Source organism: Brucella sp. IR073, assembly GCF_049065735.1.
Lineage (GTDB): Bacteria > Pseudomonadota > Alphaproteobacteria > Rhizobiales > Rhizobiaceae > Paramesorhizobium.
Genome location: NZ_JBAKHD010000002.1, coordinates 189,714 through 213,857, shown reverse-complemented (window position 1 = coordinate 213,857; position 24,144 = coordinate 189,714). Strand labels below are relative to the sequence as shown.

Here is a 24,144-nt window from a genome sequence, read left to right as displayed (position 1 = left end):
CATGACGGGCAAGACCAACAAAATCTCATTTCAGGGCGAGCCAGGCGCGAATTCCGATACGGCCTGCCGCAACATGTTCCCGGACATGGAGCCTCTGCCTTGCCCGACATTTGAAGATGCCTTCAACGCGGTGGAGACGGGCGCGGCTGACCTTGCCATGATCCCCATCGAAAATACCATCGCCGGGCGCGTCGCCGATATCCACCACCTCCTGCCGCATTCGCGGCTCCATATCGTCGGCGAATATTTCCTGCCCATCCGCTTCCAGCTGATGGTGCTGCCGGGGGTGAAGCTCGACGAGATCAAAACGGTCCACAGCCACATCCACGCACTCGGCCAGTGCCGCAACATCATCCGCAACAATGGCTGGAAGCCTGTCGTGGCGGGCGATACGGCGGGCGCGGCGCGTCTCATCGCGGAACTTGGCGACCGGAGCATGGCGGCGCTCGCCCCCCGCCTCGCCGCCGATCTCTACGGCCTCGACATCGCGGCGGAGAATGTCGAGGACATGGAAAACAACATTACCCGCTTCGTCGTGCTTTCGAAGACGGAAGAACGGGCCCCGCTTCCAGCGGATGGCAGCCGCATCGTCACCACCTTCGTCTTCCGGGTGCGCAACGTCCCCGCCGCGCTCTATAAGGCCATGGGCGGCTTCGCGACGAATGGCGTCAACATGACCAAGCTCGAAAGCTACCAGCTAGGCGGCACCTTCACCGCCACGCAGTTCTATGCCGATATCGAAGGCCACCCGGAAGAGCGGCCCGTGAAGCTGGCGCTCGAGGAACTGGCGTTCTTTTCGAAGGAAATGCGCATTCTCGGTGTCTATCCAGCCAATCCGTTCCGCGACACGCAGCAACAGCCGGGGGAGTAACCTTGGCGCTCTCCTTCCCCCTTGCGGGGAAGGTGCCCGCGTTAGCGGGCGGATGAGGGTGGTGACGAATGCGCTTTTGCTGAAGACCGTAGCGCAAACGTCACCACCCCCACCCGACCCTTCGGGCCACCCTCCCCGCAAGGGGGAGGGAAGGGCGCCAAGCTTTACAACGCCTTCCGAAACGCCCCGATAAACGCCTCCGCATCCCCCCGCGCATAAGTCTCCCGCGTCCCATATCCCCACACCGGCCCCGGCCAGCCGGTGTCGCCGCTGTTTCGAGCGATCACATGGATATGCAACTGCCGCACGATATTGCCGAGCGCGCCGATGTTGATCTTCTCGCACGCCGTCACGGACTTCAGCGCCTGCGCGGCAATGCCTGTCTCGAAGGTGAGCACCGTCTGGTCGAGCGGCGTCAGGTCGATAATTTCGGCCATGTCAGGCCGCTGCGGCACGAGGATGAGCCAGGGCCAGCGGCGGTCGTTCATCAGCCGCAAATCGCAAAGGCCGAGCCTTGCAATGGGGAATGTATCGGCGGCGAGCCTGTTATCGAGCGTGAAACCTGTCATGAACATGGAAATAGCAGTTTTTTTGAGCCTTGGCTTGCTTTTTGCGCCGTCGTAGCCGATATGAGGCGTGGGAGGTTGGTGGTGGACGAGCCACTCGCCAACCGGGTCAGGTCCGGAAGGAAGCAGCCCTAACGAGCCGGGCACGGGTCACCGTGCCAGCCTCCCACCCTCTCCCTCGTAGAAGCGCGCAAGGAACTGGGCATGGAGACGAATACGGCAGGCGGTGCCTATCGCGTTCTCGCCCGGAAATACCGTCCGCAGAATTTCAGCGATCTCATCGGCCAGGAGCCGATGGTCCGCACCCTCACCAACGCCTTTCACACGGGCCGTATCGCGCAAGCCTGGATGCTGACCGGCGTTCGCGGCGTCGGCAAAACGACGACCGCGCGCATTCTGGCGCGGGCGCTGAACTATAAGACCGACACCATCGATCAGCCCACCATCGATCTCTCTGTGCCCGGCGAGCATTGCCAGGCGATCATGGAAGGCCGCCATGTCGATGTCATCGAGATGGACGCCGCCTCGCACACCGGCATCGACGATATCAGGGAGATCATCGAGCAGGTGCGCTACCGCCCGGTCTCGGCGCGCTACAAGGTCTATATCATCGACGAGGTTCACATGCTCTCCAACCAGGCCTTCAACGGCCTGCTGAAGACGCTTGAGGAGCCGCCGCCGCATGTGAAATTTATCTTCGCCACCACCGAAATCCGTAAAGTGCCGATCACGGTGCTGTCGCGCTGCCAGCGCTTCGACCTGCGCCGTATCGACTCGGGCCTTCTCGCCGGTCATCTGAAAAACATCGCCGGGCAGGAAGGAATCGAGATCGACGATACATCCTTGGCCATGATCGCGCGGGCGGGCGAAGGATCGGCGCGCGATTCGCTCTCCATTCTCGATCAGGCCATCGCCCATGGCGGCGGCAAGGTCGAGGCGGAGACGGTGCGCGCCATGCTGGGCCTCGCCGACCGCGCCCGCATCATCGACCTGTTCGAGATGCTGATGCGCGGCGATGTAGCGGCGGCACTGAAGGAGTTCCGCGCGCAATATGATGTCGGCGCCGACCCGGCGGTGGTGCTGACCGACCTTGCCGAGTTCAACCATCTGGTCACGCGGCTGCGCTTCATGCCCGAGGTGGCGAACGACATGTCGTTGTCGGAAGACGAGCGCGTGCGCGGCCGCGATTTTGCCGAGAAACTGTCGATCCGTACCCTGTCGCGCACCTGGCAGATGCTGCTGAAGGGCATTTCCGAAGTGGAAACCGCCGCGCGCCCGGTGCAGGCGGCGGAGATGCTGCTGATTCGCCTCGCCCACGCTGCCGACCTGCCCACGCTGGACGAAGCCTTGAAGGCGCTGGATGGCGGTACCGTCCCGGCGCCGCGCGCAGCCGGCGACGGCCCCCGTTCGTCTGGCGGCGGAGCGCCTGCCGGTTCGGCGGTGAATGCCGTGGCATCCGCGCCCATGGGCGTGTCGGCCAACGCCGGGGCCGCGACGATGCGCCTTGTCCAGCCGGAGCCGATGGCTCGTCCGGTTCAGGAAACGGCGAAACAGCCGGAGCCTGCCGCGGAGAAGCCTTTACCCGCTGTTCCCGTAAACAGCCTTGCCGATATCATGGCCCTCGCCGATAAGCATCGCGACGTGCAGTTCAAGATATTGGTCAAGAATTGCGTGCGCCTCGTCGCCATCTCGCCGGGACGGCTGGAGATCGGCCTCACCGACGATGCGCCGAAGACGCTGCCGAGCGACATCGCGCAGAAGCTTCTCGCCTGGACCGATATGCGCTGGATGGTTTCCGTCTCGCGCGAGGCGGGCGGCCAGACCATGGCGGAGATGGAAGCCGCGCGCCGCGACATGCTGGTCACCGACGCGCGCGCCGACCCGGATGTGGCCGCGATCCTCGCCGAGTTTCCCGGTGCAAGGATCACCGACGTGCGCATCGCCGCCAATGGAGCGCAGGACGACGCCATAGGCGACCTCGACAGCGAAATGCCGGATGTTTCCCTGACGCCGGATGAAGACGACTGATTAGGGTAAGTAAAGGAGTGCGAGCCCCATGCGCGACATGATGGGAATGCTGAGCAAGGCAAAGGAAATGCAGGCCAAGATGCAGGCGCTGCAGGAAGAGATCGCTGCTCTCGAAGCGACCGGCAATTCCGGCGGCGGCCTCGTCAGCGTCACCTTGACCGGCAAGGGCGTGATGAGCGCGCTCAAGATCGACCCGTCGCTGCTGAAGGAAGACGAGGCAGAAATCCTTGAGGACCTGATCGTGGCAGCCCATAACGAGGCCAAGACCAAGATCGAAACGCTGATGACCGAGAAGACGCAGGCCCTGACCGCCGGCCTGCCGCTGCCTCCGGGCTTTAAGCTGCCGATTTAAGGGAGTAGGGGAATAAGGGGAGTAGGGGAGTAAGTACGGGCACAGCATATTCCCTTAATCCCCTATTCCCCTACTCCCTTTTTGTTCTATTCCCTACGTCATCATGTCCAAACGAATCGCCGGTCCCGAAATCGAACGCCTGATCCAGCTGCTTGCCCGCGTGCCGGGCCTGGGGCCACGTTCGGCGCGTCGCGCGGCGCTTCATCTGATCAAGAAGAAGGAAGCGCTGCTGATCCCCCTTGGCAGTGCCATGCAGGAAGCCGCCGAGAAGGTGCGCGTCTGCTCCACCTGCGGCAATGCCGATACCAGCGATCCCTGCACCATCTGCACCGACCCGCGCCGCGATTCCGCGACGATCATCGTCGTGGAGGACGTGTCAGATCTCTGGGCGCTGGAGCGCGCGGGCACGATGAATGTCCGCTATCACGTGCTGGGCGGGCGTCTGTCGCCGCTCGACGGCGTCGGGCCTGAGGACCTCAACATTCGCGGCCTGGTCGACCGGGTGAGCGCGGGCGAGGTGAAAGAAGTGATCCTCGCCGTCAACGCCACCGTCGAAGGGCAGACCACCGCCCATTACATTACAGATCAATTGTCCGGTTTCGACTTGCGCGTGACGCGGCTCGCCCATGGCGTGCCCGTCGGCGGTGAGCTTGATTATCTCGATGAAGGAACGCTGGCCGCAGCCTTGCGCGCCCGGACGGCTTTATGAGGTCTTGAAAACCTGCGTTCGATTCTATTATATTCCGGAGTGCCGATAGGGAGCCAGAACTCCCTATCGACCTTTTACCTTACTTTTCGTTACGTTTGAACCGGACGGTGAATGACCAGCACGTCCGGTTCTTTCGTATTTGTAAGGTGATGCTAAATGGTTTTCGCCACATAGCTATCCTCCGTACCGGAGGCAAGGGCCACTTGCCTTGGCTGACGCGGCCATCGATCGCCAGTGGTGCCGGCTGGTCTCGGCGCTTTCTGCTTCTGCCCCCGATATGATATGAATAGCAGATGGTTGGATTGGGTGAAGAGGGATAGCGTATAAATTGCAGGTGGCTTTGAAATATCTGAGATGGGCAATCCTCTTCCTTCCGTTCCTGCTCATAAATCCGGTAGCGGCATCCCCTTCCAAGGCCGAAACGGAAGCGCAATTCCGGGCATGGCTCGTTCGTGACCTATGGCCGGAGGCTAAGGTGAAGGGCATCTCCCGCACCACATTCGACCGGGCTTTCGCAGATGTGAAGCTGAACTGGAAACTGCCGGATCTGGTGCCCCCCGGTACCAAGCCGGTGACGCCCAAGGACCAGACACAGGCGGAATTCGGCTCTCCCGGCAAATATTTCAACGAGAAGACGGTGAATCATGTCGTCTCGGGCGGCCGCACGCGGGCCGCGCAGCACGCCCGCACCCTCGCCGCGATTGAAAAACAGTACGGCGTGCCGGGCGAAATCGTCCTTGCCATCTGGGGCCGCGAGTCCGGCTTCGGCGGCGTGAAAATTCCCTATAACGCTTTCGAAGTGCTGGGCACCAAAGCCTTCATGGCAACGCGCAAGGAGATGTTCCGCAAGGAGCTTCTGGCGGCGCTGGAAATCGCCCAGAAGGGCTATATAGACACCGGCACGATGAAAAGCTCTTGGGCGGGCGCGCTGGGCCAGCCGCAGTTCATGCCGACATCCTATCTCAAGCACGCGGCCGACTTCGACGGCGATGGCAGGCGCGATATCTGGAACTCCGTTCCGGATACGCTCGCATCCATCGCCAACTATCTGCGCCTGCATGGCTGGCAGTCAGGGCGCGACTGGGGCTTCGAGGTCAATGTTCCGGCTGAACTGACCTGCGCGCTGGAAGGCCCGGATCAGGGCCTCAAGATTGCCGATTGGGCGAAGATGGGCGTCACCCGCGTCAATGGCAAGCCGTTTCCGGCAAAGGAACTCGCGGGGGAGGGCTATCTGCTCATGCCTGCCGGCCGCCACGGGCCCGCCTTTATCGTCACGCCCAATTTCTACGTCCTCAAGGACTATAATATGAGCGATCTCTACGCGCTCTTCATCGGCCATATGGCCGACCGTATCGCTCATGGCTCGGGCGGCTTCTCGCGCCCTTGGGGCGATGTCGGCGGCCTCTACCGCTCCGATATCGCCACGATGCAGAAGGCATTGCAGGCCAAGGGCTATGACGTCGGAAAGGCCGATGGCCTGCCCGGCTTCAAGACGCGCCGCTCCATCGGCGACTGGCAGGCGAAGCAGGGGCGGGCGGTCACCTGCTTTCCGGAGAAAGCGCTGATTGGCGCGATTCGCTGAGCCTTGCTCCTTCATTCAGGAGCAAGTCGACGAACGAGTGAAAGGCCCTGCTGCGATATCGCTCCCTATGCGAAAGCAGGAGAAAACGCCGCTGCGGCAGGCTGAAATTGGCCTTGATGAGCCGTCCGGTCGCCAGGTGGGGTGCCGCCGCCAGTTCGGAAAGGACGGCCGCATACGGCCCCGACTGGACGGCTGAAAGCACGGCTTCGTTAGAGGGAAGCTCCAGCGAGACTTTCAGCGCGAGCGGGTCGAGCCCTTGCGCCCGCGCCGCATTTTCGAACACCGAGCGGGTTCCCGAGCCGGGCTCGCGCATGATCCAATGGGCCCCCGCGGCCTCTTTCCATGTCACCTCACGTCTATCCGCCCACGGATGAGAGGGGGCGATGACGGCGATCATCCGGTCTTCCGCGATGTGCTGGGTAAGAAGCGCGGGATCATCCACCGCACCCTCGACGAAACCGATATCCGCCTCGCCTTCCAGGGTCGCGCGGGCGACGCTTTGTGTGTTGCCGACCGCAAGGCTGACGTCTATGGCAGGATAGGCGGCATGGAACCGCGCCAGATAGGGCGGCAGCCAGTAGCTTGCGATCGTCTGGCTGGCATGGATGCGCAAGGAGCCCCGCTTCAGATCGCCCAGTTCCGCGAGCGCCAGCTCGGCGGCTTGCGCGCGCGTCAACACCGCCCGCGCTTCATCGAGGAAGATCCGTCCGGCATCGGTCACCTCAATTCGCCGCCCGATCCGGTTGAAAAGCATGACGCCATAGCGGTCCTCCAGCGCGCGGATGGCCGCACTCACCGCCGATGGCGTCAGGCGCAGCGCCTCTGCCGAGCGGGTGAGATGCTCGCGCTCCGCGACCGCAATGAAGATTCTCAGCTGTTCGAGCGTCATCCGGCCAACCGTTCGATTTTATCGAATGGAATATGCCATATTATGCGATGGATTGAATATCCGATTTTTCCGATAAGGTTAGAAAAATCATGTCGGAGTATGGCGATGCTCGCCAAAAATCATTCAAAAATTACCGAGTTAATGCCGGGAATTTTTCTCAGTGGTGCCGTGGCTGCCATAGCCATGCTGCTGCAAATAGTCGAAACCCGCCTCATGGGCCGTGCATGGCTGGAAGGGCTGGTGCTCGCCATCCTCATCGGCGCGGCCATCCGCACCCTGTGCCGTCCGGGCGGACGGTTCGATGCGGGTATCGGCTTTTCCGCCAAGATCCTGCTTGAGATCGCCATCGTGCTGCTCGGCGCTTCGGTCAGCGCGAGCGCGATTGCGGCGGCGGGGCCGGGCCTCATTCTGGGCATCGTCGGGGTGGTGATTATCGCCATCGGGCTTAGCTATTGCATAGGCCGGCTCCTGCGCCTGCCGCATCGCCTCGCGGTGCTGGTCGCCTGCGGCAACTCGATTTGTGGCAACTCGGCCATTGCCGCCACCGCGCCGGTCATAGGCGCCCATGGCGACGATGTCGCCGCCTCCATCGCCTTCACGGCGGTGCTTGGGGTCGTGGTCGTCCTGCTTCTGCCGCTGCTCGTGCCCCTGCTCGATCTGTCGGTGGCGCAATATGGCGTTCTGGCTGGCCTGACTGTCTATGCCGTGCCGCAGGTCCTCGCTGCCACCGCGCCCGTCGCGCAAATGAGCGTTCAGCTCGGCACGCTGGTAAAGCTCGTCCGCGTCCTGATGCTGGGGCCGGTCATCCTCACGCTGGCTCTACTGGGCGACAGGAGCCTTGGCGCGCGCCCATCGCTCACCCGCCTCGTGCCTTGGTTCATCATTGGCTTCCTCCTGATGATGGCGCTCGGAACCTTCGGCCTCATTCCGGCGGGGCTGCATGGCCCAATGGAGACGGTCTCAACTTTTCTCACCGTCATCTCCATGGCCGCCCTCGGCCTCGGCACGGACCTGCGCACCGTTGCCCGCTCGGGCGGGAGGGTCACCCTCGCCGCAGTGCTGTCGCTGCTGGCACTGGGAACGATCAGTTATGGGCTCATATTGGCGCTTGGAGTCATGTAAATGCAATCATCCCCTTTACCCTCGTGGTTCGAGGCTCCCTTCGGTCGCGCCTCACCATGAGGGTAAAGGGGCGTCGGCGCCTTCAGGGTGAGGGTAGCGAGGCGCGGTGCTTGCAGTAACCCTCATGGTGAGGTGCGAGTGTAGCGCAGCGAAACGAGCATCGAACCACGAGGGCGCTTGGCTCTGATTCCTGTTACAAAACATCAAAAGAAAACCCGCCGGCACTTGACCGGCGGGTTTCGTTTTTCGAGCGTTCAAAAGAACGACTTAGTTCTTTTCCTGCTTCTTCAGCGCGGCGCCGAGGATGTCACCGAGCGAAGCGCCGGAGTCGGTCGAGCCGTACTGGGCAACCGCTTCCTTCTCTTCGGCGATTTCCAGCGCCTTGATGGAGACCTGCAGCTTGCGGGTCTTCTTGTCGAAGGCGATGACGCGGGCGTCGACCTTCTGGCCGACCGAGAAGCGCTCGGGGCGCTGCTCGTCGCGGTCGCGCGACAGGTCGGAGCGGCGGATGAACGAGTCGATGTCGTGATCGACCAGGCGCACCTCGATGCCGCCATCGGTGATCGCGGTGACCTCACAGGTGACGACCGCGTTCTTGCGCAACTCGCCCGAAGCAGCGGCTTCGCCGACCTTGTCGCCGGTGAGCTGCTTGATGCCGAGCGAGATACGCTCCTTCTCGATGTCCACGTCGAGAACGACCGCCTTGACCACGTCGCCCTTCGCGTATTCCTCGATGACCTGCTCGCCCGGACGGTTCCAGTCGAGGTCGGAGAGATGGACCATGCCGTCCACATCGCCGTCGAGGCCGATGAACAGGCCGAACTCGGTCTTGTTCTTGACTTCGCCTTCCACGACGGTGCCCGTCGGGTACTTCTGGGCGAAGGTCGTCCACGGATTGTCGAGGGTCTGCTTGAGGCCGAGCGAAATGCGGCGCTTGACCGGATCGACTTCGAGCACCACCACTTCGACTTCCTGCGAGGTCGAGAGGATCTTGCCCGGATGCACGTTCTTCTTCGTCCAGGACATTTCGGAGACGTGGATCAGGCCTTCGATGCCCGGCTCGATTTCCACGAACGCACCGTAGTCGGTGATGTTCGTGACCGTGCCGTTGATCTTCTTGCCGACCGGATATTTCGCGCCGATGCCATCCCACGGATCGCTCTCGAGCTGCTTCATGCCGAGCGAGATGCGGTGGGTTTCCTGGTTGATGCGGATGATCTGCACCTTGACCGTCTGGCCGATATTCAGGATCTCGGAAGGATGGTTGACGCGGCGCCATGCCATGTCGGTGACGTGCAGCAGGCCATCGATGCCGCCGAGGTCAACGAACGCACCGTAATCGGTGATGTTCTTGACCATGCCTTCCACGACCTGGCCCTCTTCGAGATTCTGCACGATTTCCGAACGCTGTTCGGCACGGCTTTCCTCGAGCACGGTGCGGCGCGAGACGACGATGTTGCCGCGGCGCTTGTCCATCTTGAGGATTTCGAAGGGCTGCGGGTTATGCATCAGCGGGGTGACGTCGCGGATCGGACGGATATCGACCTGCGAACGCGGCAGGAAGGCCACAGCGCCGTCGAGATCGACCGTGAAGCCGCCCTTGACCTGGTTGAAGATGACGCCTTCGACGCGCTCGCCGGCGTTGAACTTCTGTTCCAGCTTGACCCAGCTCTCCTCGCGGCGAGCCTTCTCGCGCGAGAGAACCGCTTCGCCAAGCGCGTTTTCGATGCGCTCGACATAGACTTCGACTTCGTCGCCCGGCTTCATCGAGCCGTCTTTGCCCTTGGCGCCGAATTCCTTCAGCGGCACGCGGCCTTCGACCTTGAGGCCGGCGTCGATGATCGCCATGTCCTTTTCGATGGCGACGATACGGCCCTTGACGACATAACCTTCGGCAAGGTCATTGTTGGCGAAGGACTCGGCGAGGAGGGCTTCGAAATCCTCCCGCGTGGGGTTTGCTTGTGACATGTAATCTCCTGATGTGCCCGGAATTCATCCTCGGACACGGCGCCGGCGGGTTGGTGTTTCGTTTTGCCTGCATCCGGTCCGCCCTCAAGGGCAGTCCGGCGCGTGGACCGGGAGGCAGGCAATCGTGTCATGCGATATATGGATCAGGCTTGGCGCTTAGCCAATGCCCTAGGCTTGGCGTTTCGCCAATGCCCCGTCAACCAGCCGTTTTGCGGCCAGAAACGCTGTTTCTATATCCATTTCGGTTGTATCTAGCAAGTGCGCATCATCAGCGGGTTTAAGGGGCGAATCGGTGCGGCCCATGTCGCGCGCGTCGCGCTGCCTGATCTCGGCGAGGATGGTGGTGAGGTCCGCCACGCCGCCACGCGCCTCGATCTCGTCGAACCGGCGTTTGGCGCGCACCTCGGCGCTGGCAGTGAGATAGATCTTGATGTCGGCATCGGGGCAGACGACCGTGCCGATATCCCGCCCGTCAAGCACGGCTCCGGGCGGCGTTTGCGCAAACTCCCGCTGCTTTTCGACAAGCGCGCGCCGTACGGCGGGGATAACAGCGATCCGCGAGGCGGCTTCGCCGATAGCATGGGCCGAAAGCACCTGCCGGTCGAGCTTCCCGAGATCGACCGCATAGGCCGCCTCCACCGCGTCCGCCTCGTCATCGAGCGGCAGCCCTCGCTCCAGCATCGCGTGGGCGACGGCGCGGTAGGTGAGGCCCGTGTCGAGCAGGTTGAGCCGGTAATGATCGGCAAGCCGCCGCGCGAGCGTGCCCTTGCCCGCGCCTGCGGGGCCGTCGATGGCGATGATGAAGGATGTGGACATGATAACCGCGCGATCTGGCTTGATGGTTCAGCGTTTGGGTGTCTTGGGTAGCTGTTTTGCCTGCTTCGTCAAGGCGGCAATCGCCTCATCCGCCTGTTTCTGTCGCTCCAGCTTTCGGGCTTGATCGAATTTTTCGTATTCGTTTTTCGCGAACTGCTTGGCTGCGACGGTTTTTATCGATCCGCCTGCCTTCAGGACGCTGCGCCCCAGGCTTGCCAATTGCTTGTCCAGCAGTTCCTGCGCGTCCTGCATGACGACAAGCCGTCCGATATCGAGCTGATCCTCGAATATATCAAGGAGGATGGTGGTGAGCCGGTTCAGCTCCTTCACCTCGGCTTCGGCAAGATAGTTCTTTGAAACGGCCACATCGGCCTTGCGGATATTGTCGCCCGGCCAGCTCGCCAGGCCCATATTGGGAGCCGTGTGATCGGCGCGGTTCGCGATGATCTCCGCAGGCGTGTGCGAAGTTACCGCATAGACCAGTTTCGCCTGCATGCGCTGATAGAATTCGCGCGCCGCTTCGGTCGTGCCGTCATAATCCTGGCACATCGCGCAGATTCGGCGCAGTTCGCGATAGACATTCGCCTCGTCCGACCTGATATCGCGAATGATTTCGCGAAGTTCCGCAACCCGGTCGCGGGCTTCGGGCTGCTTGAGGCGGGGGGCATCGACAACGAAACCCTTTTTCGCAAACTGCACCAGAATGCTGGTCGCCCAACGCCTGAACAGGGTGGCTTGCGCGGACGAGACGCGATAGCCGACCGAGATCACCATATCCAAATTGTAGGATACAGCCGGTCTGCCGGTAGTTGTTTGCATTTTTTGCAAAGAACTCGATTCGTCCAATTCCCCTTCTTCGAGCACGTTTGCGATATGACGGGATATGGTTGATACATCCTTCCCGAACAACTGTGCAATCTGCGCCTGCGTCATCCAAAGGGTTTCGCCTTCATAGCGGATATCGAGGCGTAAACCCCTATCTGTGCCATAGACCAGAAACCGGTCTCCGGTCTCTGAGTCTTCGACGAGATGTACTGGGCCGTTATCATTGTCGCTCATGTTTCAATCCCCCTCCATAGGGAGAACATAATAGCAACATTGCGCGGCAGGCAACAATATTCGGAGCGATAGGCTTGTTATTCACGCCCTCTCAATCGATTTTCGCCCCTAGCCCCGTCATCAGATCCATGAACTCTGGAAAGCTCGTGGCGATGATGGCCGAATCGTCGACCGTGACGGGCTTTTCTGCTGCCAGCCCCATAACGAGGAAGCTCATGGCGATACGGTGGTCGAGATGGGTCGTGACCGTTCCGCCGCCGAGGCCCTTGCCGCCGGGAAGCCCACGCACGGTGAGCGATGCCTCGCCTTCCGTGCAATCGACGCCATTGGCCTTGAGACCCGCGGCGACCGCTGAAAGACGGTCGGATTCCTTGACGCGCAGTTCCTCGAGTCCGTCCATGACAGTCTCGCCTTCCGCGAAGGCGGCGGCGATGGCGAGCACCGGATATTCGTCGATCATCGACGGCGCGCGCTCGGGCGGCACGGTAACGCCCTTGAGCTCCGAAGCGCGCACGCGGAGATCGGCGACATCCTCGCCCCCGGCAAGCTGGGCATTGAGAATCTCAATGTCGGCGCCCATTTCCTGCAGCGTCAGGATCAGTCCGGTGCGGGTCGGGTTCATCAGCACGTTGCGGATCGTCACGTCGGACTCCGGCACGATCAGCGCCGCCACCAGCGGGAAGGCGGTGGAGGAAGGGTCACCCGGCACGTCGATGGTCTGGCCCTTGAGCTGGCCCTGCCCGACAATACGGATGTGGCGCACGCCCTCCCGGTCGGTCTCGACAGTCAGGTCCGCGCCGAAGCCCTGCAGCATCTTTTCCGTGTGGTCGCGCGTCATGATCGGCTCGATGACGGTGGTTACGCCCGGCGTGTTGAGGCCGGCGAGAAGCACCGCGGATTTCACCTGCGCCGAGGCCATCGGCACGCGGTAGCTGATCGGCGCGGCGGTCTTCGGCCCGCGCAGCGTCAGCGGCAGGCGGTCGCCCGCGGCCGCTTCCACCTGTACGCCCATTAGCCGCAGGGGATCGAGGACGCGGCCCATCGGGCGCTTGGAGAGCGAGGCGTCGCCGATGAAGGTCGTCTTCATGTCATAGGTGCCCACCAGACCCATGGTGAGGCGCGCGCCGGTCCCGGCATTGCCGAAATCGAGCGGCGCTTCCGGCTCCAGCAGGCAGCCATTGCCGGTGCCCTGGATAATCCAGGTCGCGCCTTCCTTGCGGATATTCGCGCCCATGGCCTGCATGGCGCGGCCGGTATTGATGACGTCCTCGCCTTCGAGCAGCCCGGTGATGCGGGTCTCGCCCGAGGCGAGGCCGCCGAACATGAAGGAGCGGTGCGAGATCGATTTGTCGCCGGGAATACGGATGTCGCCCTTGAGATCGCGCGAGCGGTGGGCGGTTGCGGGTTTCAAAGAAGCGGTATGGGACATGTCTATCGCCGCGTTCGGGCGGGCAGCGCCGCCCCTGAATTAAAAGAAAGCGGGCGTTCCCTAGCATAGCCTTGCCGCCGGGTCATCCGGCAATATAAGCATCCGAGAGCCATAAGCTTTGACAAAGGCGGCAAATTGCGCTTATGCACCGAAAATACCGAAAAAAGCATATCCCGTTCAGCCGTGGGTGATGGGCAGGATGTGCTAGCCAGTCAGCAGCGAGGCTCCCCGTGGCAAAACCCGAACTTGGCACAAAACGCATCTGCCCTGAAACGGGCCGCAAATTCTACGATCTGAACCGCGATCCGATCGTCTCGCCCTATACGGGCCTGTCCTACCCGCGCTCCTATTTCGAAGCGACCTTGGAATCCCGTGTCGCCGAAGAGGAGACGGAGGAGGAAGAGGTCGATACCGTTCTGGAGAAGCCCGACTTCGTCTCGCTCGAGGAAGCCGACGACGAGGCCAAGGGCGCCGACGACCTGCCGGATCTCGGCGATGACGAGGTCGATATCGACGATGGCGACGACGATCCCTTCCTCGAGGAAGAGGAAGACGAGGATGACGACGACGTCTCCGGCATTCTGGGCGGCGGCGTCGGCTCGGACGACGAGGAGCACTAAGCAAGTCCAGGAAAAGTGCGAAGCGGTTTTCCGTCAGGACTTGCGTAATTTGCGGGCCTGCTCCTCGATCTCGTGAGGCGCGAATTTTCGTGCCTCACGAAAATAAATCGTATCTGGCTAAAAGAGATGCGATTTAGCTCTTGATCTTCGCCGCGGCGCCCTTTAATAAGCCGCCTCGTCAGGGCGATGCATCTGACGATCCCGCCCGGAACCACCGGGTAGAGCACGATCCCGAGGCGTTTCCAGGCCTTGGGGACATCTAGTGCAGCGAAGGGAAATGGGGCCATAGCTCAGCTGGGAGAGCGCCTGCATGGCATGCAGGAGGTCAGCGGTTCGATCCCGCTTGGCTCCACCAAATCCATACCCTCCTGTGAATCATTTTCCGAAAATTTTATTATTTTCGAATCCGCTGGCGTCCCGTTAACTTTTCGTTAACTATGTCCATGCATCATCCATTCTATCGGTTGCGGTTGGGCTTCTGGGGGCAGAGCTATGCTACGATATAGGTTCGATCAGAGGGCCATACTGCTTGAGGCGATTTCAGAACTGCTCAATCGCGGTCTGGGTCCTGATGAGATCGATATTTACCTGAGCCGGATAGGGCCGGTGGATCTCGATCTGTTCCAGCAATGCCTTGGCGATGTGCTGGATTATTCGGAGAATAGGGCCGCCGCGTGATCTCGATAGGATCAAGCGGATGAAATGAGGCATAAAGCAACGCCATCGGTTGTAATTGGGTCTCGGCAGGCCTATATAAGGTTAACAGTTTCGTCTCCGCTTTTGACCACGGATGTACTGGCACTGGCGTTGAGATGAGTGAAGAAGGTCGGGCTTGCCCCGGCCTTTTTTATTTTGATTTTTGTCACTCTCTTTTTCTTGAACGCTGCTATAGGGGGAAAGGGCTTATATAAAAATCATCATCGCGCGCGAGAAGTATGGGAGGATATATGCGGGATCGCAGGCTTGTTTTCTGGCTCGGAGCGCTCGTGCTGGCAACGGCCGTCTTCGCCTATTATTACCTGACGAGCAATGCCGGGCTTGAAAGGCCGCTTCTGCACGGGCCCGAGCATGAAGCGCCTGCCGCGCCCGCCACCCTAACGCCTCCCTCCGCTCCTGCTGCCACGGCGCCTGTCGAGGATGCCATGGCCATCCAGAAGGCGGGATGCAGGCAGAGCCTGGCGGACCTCACTCTTTACAAGAATGGCAATGTATCTGCCAATATCCGCCCGCGCGATATTCTCGACGCCGAGGTGCGCTATTGCGTCGAGGCCGGCATCCTCACCAAGGAAGAAACTGCCGGCCTCACGGATTGATTCGGTGCCTGCCTCTTACCATCAGGGCAGGGCAGCAACGTCTATTGCTTGTCCTTAAGCGTGATGAAGGCAAGGCCAAGCAGCGAGAGAATGGCCGCCGCCATCATGTAGTAGCCGACGAAGCTGAAGCCGTAATGGGTGGCAAGCCAGGTCGCGATATAGGGCGCCAGCGACGCGCCGATGATGCCGGCGAGGTTAAAGGCGAGCGACGCGCCCGTATAGCGGACGGCGGTGGGGAAGGGTTCCGCCAGCACCGCGCCGATCGGGCCGTAGGTCATGCCCATCAGGCCGAAGCCGATGATGAGAAACAACAAGACGCCCAGCGTGCCCGCGCCGAAGAGCGGCGCCATGATGAGGCCATATGCGCCGATCAGCACCGTCACGATGACCATGACGGGCCGCATGCCGTAGCGGTCGGAGAGCAGAGCCGAAATCGGGATCATGAACCCGAAGAAGCAGACGCCGATCATCTGCAGCACGAGGAATTGCTCACGGCTATAGCCGAGCACGCGCGTGCCCCAGCCGAGCGAGAACACCGTCATCAGGTAGAACAGCACGAAAGTGGCGACCGCGCCGATGGTGCCGAGAAACAGGTTCAGCTTGTGCTGCCGGAACAGCTGCGCCGCGGGAACGGCGACGCGCTCCGCCTTGTCGATGGCTTTCTGGAATTCCGGTGTTTCGGCGATCTTCAGGCGGATGAACAGGCCGACGGCAACGAGAACCGCGCTGGCGATAAACGGAATGCGCCAGCCATAGGCGAAGAACTGCTCATCCGTCATGATCTCGCCGAGCACGACGAAGATGCCGGTTGCAAGGATGAAACCCACAGGCGCGCCCAGTTGCGGGAACATGCCATACCAGGTGCGCTTGCCCTCGGGCGCGTTTTCCGTTGCAAGCAGCACCGCGCCGCCCCATTCTCCGCCGAGGCCGAGGCCCTGGCCGAGACGGCAAAGCGCCAGCAGAAGCGGAGCCGCGACGCCGATCGAGGCGTAGGTCGGAAGGAAACCGATGGCGACGGTCGAAAGCCCCATGGTCATCAGAGCCGCGACGAGCGTTGCCTTGCGCCCGATCTTGTCTCCGAAATGGCCGAAAAGGGCCGCGCCGATGGGGCGGGCGAAAAAGGCGATGGCGAAAGTGGCGAAGGATTGCAGCAGCGCCGAATTACCGTCGCTGGCCGGGAAGAAGAGCTGCGGGAACACGATCACCGCAGCGGTTGCGTAAATATAGAAATCAAAGAATTCGATGGTCGTGCCGATCATGCTCGCGGTCAAAACACGACGCGCGGAATTCGCTTGCGGCGTAACCGTATCCGTTGCAGCGATTGTCATTTTATAACCCACTTATCACTTGTCATATTGTGGCGGGCGGGTTGCAGGATTCCAAGTACGCCCGACGTGGGATTTCTTTAATGTGAATGCGTGTGAAAGAAAAGTGACGATTGCATGCCTCGTAAAGAAAGATAATTACCTTCGCTGGGCATAGAGCTTCGCCGAGCGATTGTTCTGACGAAGCGGAGCCGGCATTGCCGGGTGCCTTTAATGTCCCGTCAGTATTAATAGTATTTAATATGTATTCTCTGTGTTTTTATTATCTTCGTGTAAATAATACTCGTGTAAATACCTTGCTGTAGTCTTGATATCATCTATCGTCTGGCGATCAATTATTCTTCGTGAGGGGTTTGACATGAAGTTTCGCGGCGGTGCTTTTTCTGCTGTTCTTCTGTCGGCGGTTCTATTTTCGCCCGCTGCGCTGGCGGAGCTTGCCTATACGGTGACGTCACTGAATGTCAGGGCCGGCCCCGGTGCGGGCTATCCGCTCGTGGCGACTTTGCCGGGCGGTTATGCGGTGGATATAAGGGCCTGCAGCGGTAGCTGGTGCAGCGTCCGTGCTGCGGGAATCACCGGCTGGACATCCGCCCGCTACCTCTCGGTAGGAGGAGCGCCTGCTCCCGCGCCCAGCTATTCGACCAGCACCGTCATCATCGGCGGCGGCGTAGACCCGTTCTGGGACGATGACGACCCCTTCTTCTGGGGTCCGCCTCCCGCTTGGGGCCCGCCGCCTTATTGGCACCGCCACCGCCCGTGGGGCGGGCCGTTCTGGGGCGGTCCGCGCTGGCCCGCGGGCCCCCGCTGGGGACGCCCGACCTATGGCGGTCCCGGCCCGGTTCGCCCGCCCTGGCAACGCCCGCATTGGGGCGGCGGCAGTCCGTCTTCCCCGACAGGCCGTCATGGCAGATGAGCGGCAGCATCGGGCGCGATTCCGAGCTTTGCGGAAAATTATGCCATCATCCCGCTGGAAACGGCGGGATCGATGCTGCGTGAATGCCACATTAACGGTTCATTGACGTAAAAGCTCAAATTTTAAACATATGTTTTGCCGCCGTTCCCGGCTATGATATTCGCCGGTTCCGGCCTTTGGGGGAGGGGCTTCAACCCGCATCTGCGGAATTTTACGAGTTGAGCCAGATTTTCCGTCCAGAGAACATATTGATGAGAGGGCCCTTGCGAAGAATTGGCATTGCCGCGCTTGTTCTTGCCGCACAGGTGTCCCCGCTCGCACTTGATCCCGCCCGCGCCTTCGATCTCTTCGGCATCCACCTTTGGGGGGAGAAGAAGGAGACCGAGGACGCATCGATCACCGACCCGAAGCGCTATAAGGTTGAGGTCGTCGTCACCGGCAATATCCGCAATCATGATGGCAGCGAGAGCGACGCCAAGGAAACGGTGGAAGGCGCCTCCGGCCTTGTTGCGGATGAGGACAAGCCCGTCTCCGGCGCGGCGGGCCTGCTCGCCAAGGCGAGGGGTGACTACCGCCGCATTCTCGAAGCGCTCTATGGCGATGGCCGCTATGGCGGCACGATCAGCATCAAGGTCAATGGCCGCGAGGCAGCGGATATTCCCATCGACACGGAACTGCCTGCTCAGTCGGCAATAACGATATCGGTCGATCCCGGCCCGCAATTCCTCTTCGCGCGTACCAGCATCCGCGAACTCGCCCCGCCGCCGGCCGATCCGCGCGATGCGGTAAAATCGCCACAGGAGGAAGGTTTCGCGCCGGGCAAGGTGGCGTTTTCGGGTACGATCGTCAAAGCCCAGCTTCTGGCCGTCGATGGCTGGCGCAGGCAGGGTTTCGCCAAGGCCAAGACCACCAAGGACAGCATCACCGCCGACCATCGCGACAGTACGGTCGATGTCGATATTGCCGTCGATCCCGGCCGCCGCGCCCATTACGGCCCGCTGACGGTCAAGGGCACCGAGCGCATGGACCCGGACTTCGTCGCGCGGCAGACGGGGCTGAAACCGGGCGAGGTCTATAATCCGCGCGATATCGAGCGCGCCAGAAAGCGGTTGAACCGGCTGGAAGTATTCCGCGCCGCGACGATCACCGAGGCGGAAGAGATCGGGCCGGACGGCTCCCTGCCCATGACCTTGAGCGTGCAGGAACGCCCGCTGCGCCGCTTCGGCGTCGGCGGCAGCTATTCCACGCTCGACGGCGCGGGCGTCGAAACCTATTGGATGCACCGCAATCTGTTCGGCAAGGCGGAGCGCCTGCGCTTCGATGCCAAAATCAGCGGCATCGGATCGACCAAGGACAAAGCCTTCGATCCGAAGAATTACAGCTATCTGGGCGGCGTCACCTTCACCAAGCCCGGCACCTTCACGCCGGATACGGATTTCGTCGCCTCGCTCCTCGCCGAGCGCGAGGTACTCGACGCCTACACGCGCACGGCCGTGACGGGGCTTGCGGGTTTTACCCATATCTTCAATGATGAGCTGACGGGCCGCGCCTTCGCCAATGTTTCAAAAGCGCGTTTCGCCGATGATTATTTCGGCAAGCGCGATTTCCTGACCGCCGGAGTGCTGGGCGGCCTCACCTATGACAACCGCGACAGCAAGACCGACGCCACCAAGGGCTTTTTCCTCGAAGGCGTGATCGAGCCGTTCTACGAGTTCGAATACGGCAATTTCGCCACCAAGTTCACCGCCGAAGGCCGCACCTATTACGGCTTCGGCGAGGATGACCGTGTCGTGCTGGCCGGCCGTCTCAAGTTTGGCGCCATCGCCGGGCCGGACATTTCGGAGCTTCCGCCCGACAAGCTGTTTTTCGCGGGCGGCGGCGGATCGGTGCGCGGCTATGGCTACCGCAATATCGGCGTCGTCACCTCCACGGGCGACATCATCGGCGGGCGCTCGCTGGTCGAGGCGTCGGGCGAGGTGCGCGCGCGGGTGACTGAGGATATCGGCCTCGTCGGCTTCGTCGATGCTGGCTATGTCGGCAAGGATACGTTGCCCGATTTCTCGCAGGAAATGAGCGTCGGCGTCGGCGGCGGTGTTCGCTACCAGACCGGCCTTGGCCCCATCCGTCTCGATATCGGCGTTCCCTTGAACCGCCGTTCCGGCGATCCGAGTTTGGCATTCTACGTTGGCATAGGACAGGCGTTTTGACCCGGTTGTTCGCTCTCATCGCCCTTCTTCTCTTCGCGTTTCCCGCCTTCGCGCAGGAAAACGCGCCGGCTGTTGCGCAGCAAAACGCACCTGCTGCGTCGCAAAATGCCGAAGAAGAAAAGTCCTATTTCCTCTCCTTCGTGGAAAACCAGCTTTCCACGCCGAACCGCCGCATCACCATTTCGGGCATTCAGGGCGTGTTGTCGTCGGAAGCCACCATCGGCTCCATCACCGTGGCCGACCGCGAGGGCGTCTGGCTGCGCGTCACCAATGCGCGCATTGTGTGGAGCCGCGCCGCGCTTTTGACCGGGCGGCTCAGCGTCCAGACGCTTGCCGCCGACCGCATCGACGTCATCCGCAAGCCTCTGCCGGACGATAGCCTGCCTTCGCCCGAGGCGAGGGGTTTCAGCCTGCCGGAACTGCCGCTTGCCATCAATCTCGACCAGTTGAACGTTGCGCATCTGACCTTCGGCAAGGATGTCTTCGGCCTCGCCTCGGAAGTCACGGCCAATGGGCGGTTGAGCCTCGCTGACGGCTCGCTCGATACCGTGCTCGATATCCGGCGGCTCGACGGGCCGGGCGGCCAGCTTCATCTGGCAGCCGCCTACGCCAACAAGACGCGCGAACTGAACCTCAATCTGAAACTGTCGGAACCCGCCAACGGCATCGTCGCCAATCTCCTTGAGATCGAGGGGCGTCCTCCTGTCGATCTGACGCTGGCCGGGGCCGGGCCGCTCGACAGTCTCGATTTGAACCTCGCGCTCGATGCCGCCAGCAAACGGGTGCTGACGGGCCTTGTGAGCCTCGACAAGCAAAATGGCGGCCTCGGCTTCCGCAGCGATTTTCGCGGGCCGATTGCCGTGCTCGTCTCGCCTATGTTCCGCGATTTCTTCGGGGCCGAGACCGTGCTCGCCGCCCATGGGCTCGTCAAGGATGGAGGCGGGATGCGCATCGACGGGCTCGACCTGACGAGCGCGGCGCTGAACCTGACCGCCTCTGCCGAAACCAGTGCGGACGGCTTCCTCAATCGCCTGCGCGTCGATGCGCGCCTCGCCGATCCCACGGGCAAGAAAGTGATCCTGCCGGTGCCGGGCGGCCAGACGACGGTGCAAAACGCCGCGCTGCATGTGGCCTTCGGCGACCGTCCGACCAATGACTGGACCGGCTCGCTCGATATAAGCGACCTTACCACGGACAGTTTCGCCTCCCGGGCGGTGGCGCTGAAGATGGGCGGTGTTGCGGAAAACCTGAACCTGCCCACGGCGCGGCACATCACCTTCAACGTTAACGGTGACGTCTCGGGCATCACCGCCAAGCGCGCCGATATCGCCAAGGCGCTGGGCGGCACCATCCGGCTTACCGCCGATGGCGCCTGGCAGGCGGGAACGCCGGTGCGTCTCTCCAAAGCCGAGATTGCGGGCAATGGCCTCAGCGTTTGGCTCACGGGCGACATCAAGGATTATGTCTTTAACGGTGAGACGACCGTCAAAGCGGAGAGTATTGCGCCCTTCTCCGCGCTCGCCGGGCGCGATCTCGCGGGCCGTCTCGATTTGAAGGCCAATGGCACGATCAAGCCGCTTTCCGGCGCGTTCGACCTGACGCTCAATGGCGACGCCAATGGAATGCGCGTGAGCAATGAGGTGGTCGACCGCATCATTGCGGGCGAAACGCGGCTGACCGGCGGCGTCGCCCGCGGCGAGAATGGCCTTACCGCCCGTGATTTCCGCATCGGCAACCCGCAAAGCGAAATCACCGCCAACGGCACCTTCTCCTCCAAATCCGCCGATTTTGATTTCGGTGTCGCGCTGGCCGATCTGGCGCTGCTTTCCGAGAAGGCATCCGGAAAATTGACCGTTAAGGGAAGCGCCAAGGGGCAGGAAGACAAAATCGATCTTTCCGTCCACGCCGCCGTACCGCAGGGTACGCTGGCGGGCCGCAAACTGTCCGAGGGAGCTGTCGATTTCAACGGTACGCTCGACAAGGGTGATCTGAGCGGTGCGGTCAAGGGCCTCGCTTTCCTCAATGGCGATCGGGTCGATCTCTCCACGCTGCTGGCCCTTGCCAATGGCGAAAAGCGTCTGACCGATCTCGCCTTCAGCGCAGGCGGCACGCGCATCACCGGCGGCATCACTGAAGGGGCGGATGGCCTCTACCAGGGCAACCTCTCGCTCGACGCGACCGATGTTTCCACCGCCGCCGCCCTGCTTCTGATGGATGCGTCCGGCGCGGCCAAGGCCGATATCAGCCTCGACCATCAGGATGGCCGCCAGAACGCCGATATCACCGCCTCGGTGCGCAATCTCAAAGCCGACGAAAATGAGATCGGCACGGCGGATATAGCGGCTGATGTGCGCGATCTCTTCGGCGTTCCCGCCGGAAACGGCACGGTGACCGCGCGCAATATGGTTCTCGGCGGGCAGGCGGTCGATAGCCTCGACGCCAAAGCCGCCCAGGCCGGCTCCAAAACCGATTTTTCCGCGAACGCCAAGCTCCGGAACGGGACCACCGCCGCTCTGGAGGGCGCACTCGAGCCGCAGAATGGCGGCTATCGCCTGTCGCTCAGCCACGCCGATCTGCGCCAGGGCACGCTGGCTGCAAGGCTGGTGCGGCCCGCGACGATCAGCGTGAAGGGGCAGGATATCACGCTCGGCGATATCATGCTCGATGTCGGCGGCGGGCAGGTGTCCTTGAGCGGCGCAATAGCCGATACGCTCGGCCTCTCGGTCGCCATTCGCGATCTGCCGCTCGCCATCGCCAACACCTTCCGTCCGGACCTGGAATTGGGAGGCACCGTCAACGGCACCGCCCGCATTGGTGGCACCCGCGCCAATCCCACCGCGACCTTCGAGGTGAGCGGCGCGGGACTGGCCGCAAAGCCGCTGCGCGACAACGGCCTGGCGCCCCTTACTCTGCACGCGGGCGGCCGCTACGCCGACAAGGCGGTGGATCTCTCCTCCGTCACCATAGACGGCCCGCAGGGCTTCGCCTTGTCCGGTAAGGGCCGCGTGCCGCTTTCGGGCGCGGGGCTCGGCGTCGATGTCACCGGCAGCGTGCCGCTGACCCTCGCCAACCGCTTCCTCGCCGATCGCGGCGCGCAGGCGTCGGGCACGCTCTCGCTGACTGCCAGCGTCTCCGGCAGTTTCGACAAACCGTCTGTCCGGGGCATGTTCTCGGCCAATGGCGCCCGGCTCATCGATCCCGAAACGAATGTCGAGCTGCGCAACATCAATGTCATGGGCAGCATGGACGGGCAGACGCTGACGATCCGCAATGCCGCCGCCGCGCTCTCCACCGGCGGCTCGATCAGCGCCAACGGGACGATTTCGATCGATCCCGCCGCCAATTTCCCCGCCGACCTTCGCCTGACCTTCAACCGCACCCGCTACGCTGATGGTGACCTGATCGTGGCGACCTTCAATGGCGGCCTCGCCATCACCGGCCCGCTCCTGCGCGATCCGTTGATTTCGGGGCGCATCGATGTGGAGAAAGCGGAAATCTCGGTCCCTGAGAAGCTCGGCGGCGGCGCGGCTAATATCGATGTGAAGCATATCTTCACCCCGCGCGCCGTGGAGCGCACCCTGGAGCGCGCCAAAGTGGTTGGCCGCGGCGGTGTTCCCAAGCCTGTTGCGCGCCCCAGCGTCGTGCGCCTCGATGTCGAAGTCAACGCGCCGAACCGGATTTTCGTGCGCGGCCGCGGGCTCGATGTGGAATTGGGCGGCTCCGTGCGCCTGACCGGGCCGGTGACGAATATCCACCCCGTTGGTGGTTTCTCGCTGCGGCGCGGGCGGCTCGACCTGCTGAGCCAGCGCATCACCTTCGACGAAGGGCAGGTGACGCTGGTGGGCGACCTGAACCCGCAATTGAATTTCGTCGCGCGGGCGGAGCGGAGCGACATCGTCGTCGTCATCACCGTGGCGGGCACGGTGGACGATCCCGCCATCACCTTCTCCTCGCAGCCCGAGCTGCCGCAGGACGAAGTGCTGGCGCGGCTGATCTTCGACCGCTCGCTCAATGAGCTCTCCGCCTTCCAGATCGCGCAGCTCGCCGCCGCGGCGGCGGAACTGGCTGGCGGCAAGAACACCTCGCTCCTCGGCAGCCTCCGGCGCAGCACCGGCCTCGATGATCTCGATATCGTCACCGATGCGAAGGGCAATGCAGGCGTGCGCGCGGGCCGCTATATCAGGGACAATGTCTATCTCGGCGTGGAAGCGGGCGCGGAAGGCAACACCAAGGCCACGATCAACCTCGATATCACCAAGAACCTCAAAGCCAAGGGCGCACTCGGCACCACCGATTCGAGCGTCGGCGTGTTCTACGAAAAGGATTATTGAACGCACGTTTTTTGGGAAAGTGCGCCTTCCTTTGCCGCCGGCGC

At 62.2% G+C, this 24,144-nt stretch carries 19 protein-coding genes, 1 tRNA gene and 1 other RNA gene; 14 read left to right on the top strand and 7 right to left on the bottom strand.

The annotated features are described in order from the left end of the window. The first annotated feature begins 1 nt into the window (after window position 1). Complete coding sequence (locus ACOWVG_RS04785; RefSeq protein ID WP_420960365.1) at window positions 2-871, top strand: prephenate dehydratase; 870 nt, start codon at window positions 2-4, stop codon at window positions 869-871. Between the two features lie 164 nt (window positions 872-1,035). On the opposite strand, the gene ACOWVG_RS04780 is transcribed toward ACOWVG_RS04785, so the two are convergent. Further along, window positions 1,036-1,440, bottom strand: coding sequence for an HIT domain-containing protein (locus ACOWVG_RS04780; protein WP_420960781.1), 405 nt, complete (start codon window positions 1,438-1,440; stop codon window positions 1,036-1,038). A gap of 70 nt (window positions 1,441-1,510) precedes the next feature. Here ACOWVG_RS04780 and ffs point away from each other — a divergent pair. The 5 genes from ffs to ACOWVG_RS04755 all read left to right on the top strand — a co-directional run bounded on the left by ffs (window position 1,511) and on the right by ACOWVG_RS04755 (window position 6,108). Then, window positions 1,511-1,607, top strand: an RNA gene (gene ffs / locus ACOWVG_RS04775) — signal recognition particle sRNA small type. 34 nt (window positions 1,608-1,641) lie between these two features. Beyond that, window positions 1,642-3,465, top strand: coding sequence for a DNA polymerase III subunit gamma/tau (locus ACOWVG_RS04770; protein ID WP_420960364.1), 1,824 nt, complete (start codon window positions 1,642-1,644; stop codon window positions 3,463-3,465). Window positions 3,466-3,493: 28 nt separating this feature from the next. Further along, on the top strand, window positions 3,494-3,817 hold the full coding sequence (locus ACOWVG_RS04765) for a YbaB/EbfC family nucleoid-associated protein (protein WP_188823244.1): 324 nt from the start codon (window positions 3,494-3,496) through the stop codon (window positions 3,815-3,817). A 103-nt stretch (window positions 3,818-3,920) separates the two neighbouring features. Further along, a complete protein-coding gene (recR, locus tag ACOWVG_RS04760; protein WP_420960363.1) occupies window positions 3,921-4,526 on the top strand; it encodes a recombination mediator RecR in 606 nt (201 codons plus the stop codon). A gap of 340 nt (window positions 4,527-4,866) precedes the next feature. Next, window positions 4,867-6,108 (top strand): lytic murein transglycosylase, encoded by a 1,242-nt coding sequence (locus ACOWVG_RS04755; protein ID WP_420960780.1) that lies wholly within the window; start codon window positions 4,867-4,869, stop codon window positions 6,106-6,108. Here ACOWVG_RS04755 and ACOWVG_RS04750 read toward each other — a convergent pair. Further along, a complete protein-coding gene (locus tag ACOWVG_RS04750; RefSeq protein ID WP_420960362.1) occupies window positions 6,065-6,997 on the bottom strand; it encodes a LysR substrate-binding domain-containing protein in 933 nt (310 codons plus the stop codon). The two genes, ACOWVG_RS04755 and ACOWVG_RS04750, sit on opposite strands and share 44 nt — an antisense overlap. 105 nt (window positions 6,998-7,102) lie before the next feature. On the opposite strand from ACOWVG_RS04750, the gene ACOWVG_RS04745 reads away from it, so the two are divergent. Further along, window positions 7,103-8,119, top strand: a complete 1,017-nt coding sequence (locus ACOWVG_RS04745; protein WP_420960361.1) for a YeiH family protein — start codon at window positions 7,103-7,105, stop codon at window positions 8,117-8,119. A gap of 267 nt (window positions 8,120-8,386) precedes the next feature. On the opposite strand, the gene rpsA is transcribed toward ACOWVG_RS04745, so the two are convergent. From rpsA to aroA, 4 genes are all read right to left on the bottom strand, one after another. Next, window positions 8,387-10,087 carry a 30S ribosomal protein S1 gene (gene rpsA / locus ACOWVG_RS04740; protein ID WP_420960360.1) on the bottom strand — a complete coding sequence of 567 codons (1,701 nt, stop codon included), beginning with the start codon at window positions 10,085-10,087 and terminating at the stop codon, window positions 8,387-8,389. A gap of 168 nt (window positions 10,088-10,255) precedes the next feature. Then, window positions 10,256-10,903 carry a (d)CMP kinase gene (cmk, locus tag ACOWVG_RS04735; RefSeq protein ID WP_420960359.1) on the bottom strand — a complete coding sequence of 216 codons (648 nt, stop codon included), beginning with the start codon at window positions 10,901-10,903 and terminating at the stop codon, window positions 10,256-10,258. A 27-nt stretch (window positions 10,904-10,930) separates the two neighbouring features. Beyond that, entirely contained in the window at window positions 10,931-11,962 is a 1,032-nt protein-coding gene (gene rhuM / locus ACOWVG_RS04730; RefSeq protein ID WP_420960358.1) for a RhuM family protein, read from the bottom strand. Between the two features lie 91 nt (window positions 11,963-12,053). After that, window positions 12,054-13,391, bottom strand: coding sequence for a 3-phosphoshikimate 1-carboxyvinyltransferase (aroA, locus tag ACOWVG_RS04725; RefSeq protein WP_420960357.1), 1,338 nt, complete (start codon window positions 13,389-13,391; stop codon window positions 12,054-12,056). A 230-nt stretch (window positions 13,392-13,621) separates the two neighbouring features. Between aroA and ACOWVG_RS04720 the strand changes: the two genes are divergently transcribed. From ACOWVG_RS04720 to ACOWVG_RS04705, 4 genes are all read left to right on the top strand, one after another. Then, a complete protein-coding gene (locus ACOWVG_RS04720) occupies window positions 13,622-14,011 on the top strand; it encodes a TIGR02300 family protein (RefSeq protein ID WP_420960356.1) in 390 nt (129 codons plus the stop codon). Window positions 14,012-14,290: 279 nt separating this feature from the next. Next, window positions 14,291-14,366 (top strand) — tRNA-Ala (locus ACOWVG_RS04715). 137 nt (window positions 14,367-14,503) lie between these two features. Further along, on the top strand, window positions 14,504-14,689 hold the full coding sequence (locus tag ACOWVG_RS04710; RefSeq protein WP_420960355.1) for a hypothetical protein: 186 nt from the start codon (window positions 14,504-14,506) through the stop codon (window positions 14,687-14,689). 269 nt (window positions 14,690-14,958) lie between these two features. After that, window positions 14,959-15,324 (top strand): hypothetical protein, encoded by a 366-nt coding sequence (locus ACOWVG_RS04705; RefSeq protein ID WP_420960354.1) that lies wholly within the window; start codon window positions 14,959-14,961, stop codon window positions 15,322-15,324. Between the two features lie 41 nt (window positions 15,325-15,365). Here the strand turns inward: ACOWVG_RS04705 and ACOWVG_RS04700 are convergent, their stop codons facing one another. Then, on the bottom strand, window positions 15,366-16,652 hold the full coding sequence (locus tag ACOWVG_RS04700) for an MFS transporter (protein WP_420960353.1): 1,287 nt from the start codon (window positions 16,650-16,652) through the stop codon (window positions 15,366-15,368). Between the two features lie 355 nt (window positions 16,653-17,007). On the opposite strand from ACOWVG_RS04700, the gene ACOWVG_RS04695 reads away from it, so the two are divergent. The 3 genes from ACOWVG_RS04695 to ACOWVG_RS04685 all read left to right on the top strand — a co-directional run bounded on the left by ACOWVG_RS04695 (window position 17,008) and on the right by ACOWVG_RS04685 (window position 24,100). Beyond that, complete coding sequence (locus tag ACOWVG_RS04695; RefSeq protein WP_420960352.1) at window positions 17,008-17,562, top strand: SH3 domain-containing protein; 555 nt, start codon at window positions 17,008-17,010, stop codon at window positions 17,560-17,562. Window positions 17,563-17,813: 251 nt separating this feature from the next. Then, entirely contained in the window at window positions 17,814-19,769 is a 1,956-nt protein-coding gene (locus tag ACOWVG_RS04690; protein WP_420960351.1) for an autotransporter assembly complex protein TamA, read from the top strand. Further along, on the top strand, window positions 19,766-24,100 hold the full coding sequence (locus tag ACOWVG_RS04685; RefSeq protein ID WP_420960350.1) for a translocation/assembly module TamB domain-containing protein: 4,335 nt from the start codon (window positions 19,766-19,768) through the stop codon (window positions 24,098-24,100). The genes ACOWVG_RS04690 and ACOWVG_RS04685 overlap by 4 nt, the downstream gene beginning before the upstream one ends. Window positions 24,101-24,144 lie beyond the last annotated feature (44 nt).

Bases quoted from the DNA above. Each gene is read 5' to 3' on its own strand.
- cmk (WP_420960359.1), bottom strand. From the start codon at position 10,903: ATGTCCACATCCTTCATCATCGCCATCGACGGCCCCGCAGGCGCGGGC.
- recR (WP_420960363.1), top strand. From the start codon at position 3,921: ATGTCCAAACGAATCGCCGGTCCCGAAATCGAACGCCTGATCCAGCTG.
- ACOWVG_RS04770 (WP_420960364.1), top strand. From the start codon at position 1,642: ATGGAGACGAATACGGCAGGCGGTGCCTATCGCGTTCTCGCCCGGAAA.
- ACOWVG_RS04765 (WP_188823244.1), top strand. From the start codon at position 3,494: ATGCGCGACATGATGGGAATGCTGAGCAAGGCAAAGGAAATGCAGGCC.
- ACOWVG_RS04700 (WP_420960353.1), bottom strand. From the start codon at position 16,652: ATGACAATCGCTGCAACGGATACGGTTACGCCGCAAGCGAATTCCGCG.
- rpsA (WP_420960360.1), bottom strand. From the start codon at position 10,087: ATGTCACAAGCAAACCCCACGCGGGAGGATTTCGAAGCCCTCCTCGCC.
- ACOWVG_RS04785 (WP_420960365.1), top strand. From the start codon at position 2: ATGACGGGCAAGACCAACAAAATCTCATTTCAGGGCGAGCCAGGCGCG.
- ACOWVG_RS04745 (WP_420960361.1), top strand. From the start codon at position 7,103: ATGCTCGCCAAAAATCATTCAAAAATTACCGAGTTAATGCCGGGAATT.
- ACOWVG_RS04705 (WP_420960354.1), top strand. From the start codon at position 14,959: ATGCGGGATCGCAGGCTTGTTTTCTGGCTCGGAGCGCTCGTGCTGGCA.
- ACOWVG_RS04750 (WP_420960362.1), bottom strand. From the start codon at position 6,997: ATGACGCTCGAACAGCTGAGAATCTTCATTGCGGTCGCGGAGCGCGAG.
- rhuM (WP_420960358.1), bottom strand. From the start codon at position 11,962: ATGAGCGACAATGATAACGGCCCAGTACATCTCGTCGAAGACTCAGAG.
- ACOWVG_RS04690 (WP_420960351.1), top strand. From the start codon at position 17,814: ATGAGAGGGCCCTTGCGAAGAATTGGCATTGCCGCGCTTGTTCTTGCC.
- ACOWVG_RS04780 (WP_420960781.1), bottom strand. From the start codon at position 1,440: ATGACAGGTTTCACGCTCGATAACAGGCTCGCCGCCGATACATTCCCC.
- ACOWVG_RS04710 (WP_420960355.1), top strand. From the start codon at position 14,504: ATGCTACGATATAGGTTCGATCAGAGGGCCATACTGCTTGAGGCGATT.
- ACOWVG_RS04695 (WP_420960352.1), top strand. From the start codon at position 17,008: ATGAAGTTTCGCGGCGGTGCTTTTTCTGCTGTTCTTCTGTCGGCGGTT.
- aroA (WP_420960357.1), bottom strand. From the start codon at position 13,391: ATGTCCCATACCGCTTCTTTGAAACCCGCAACCGCCCACCGCTCGCGC.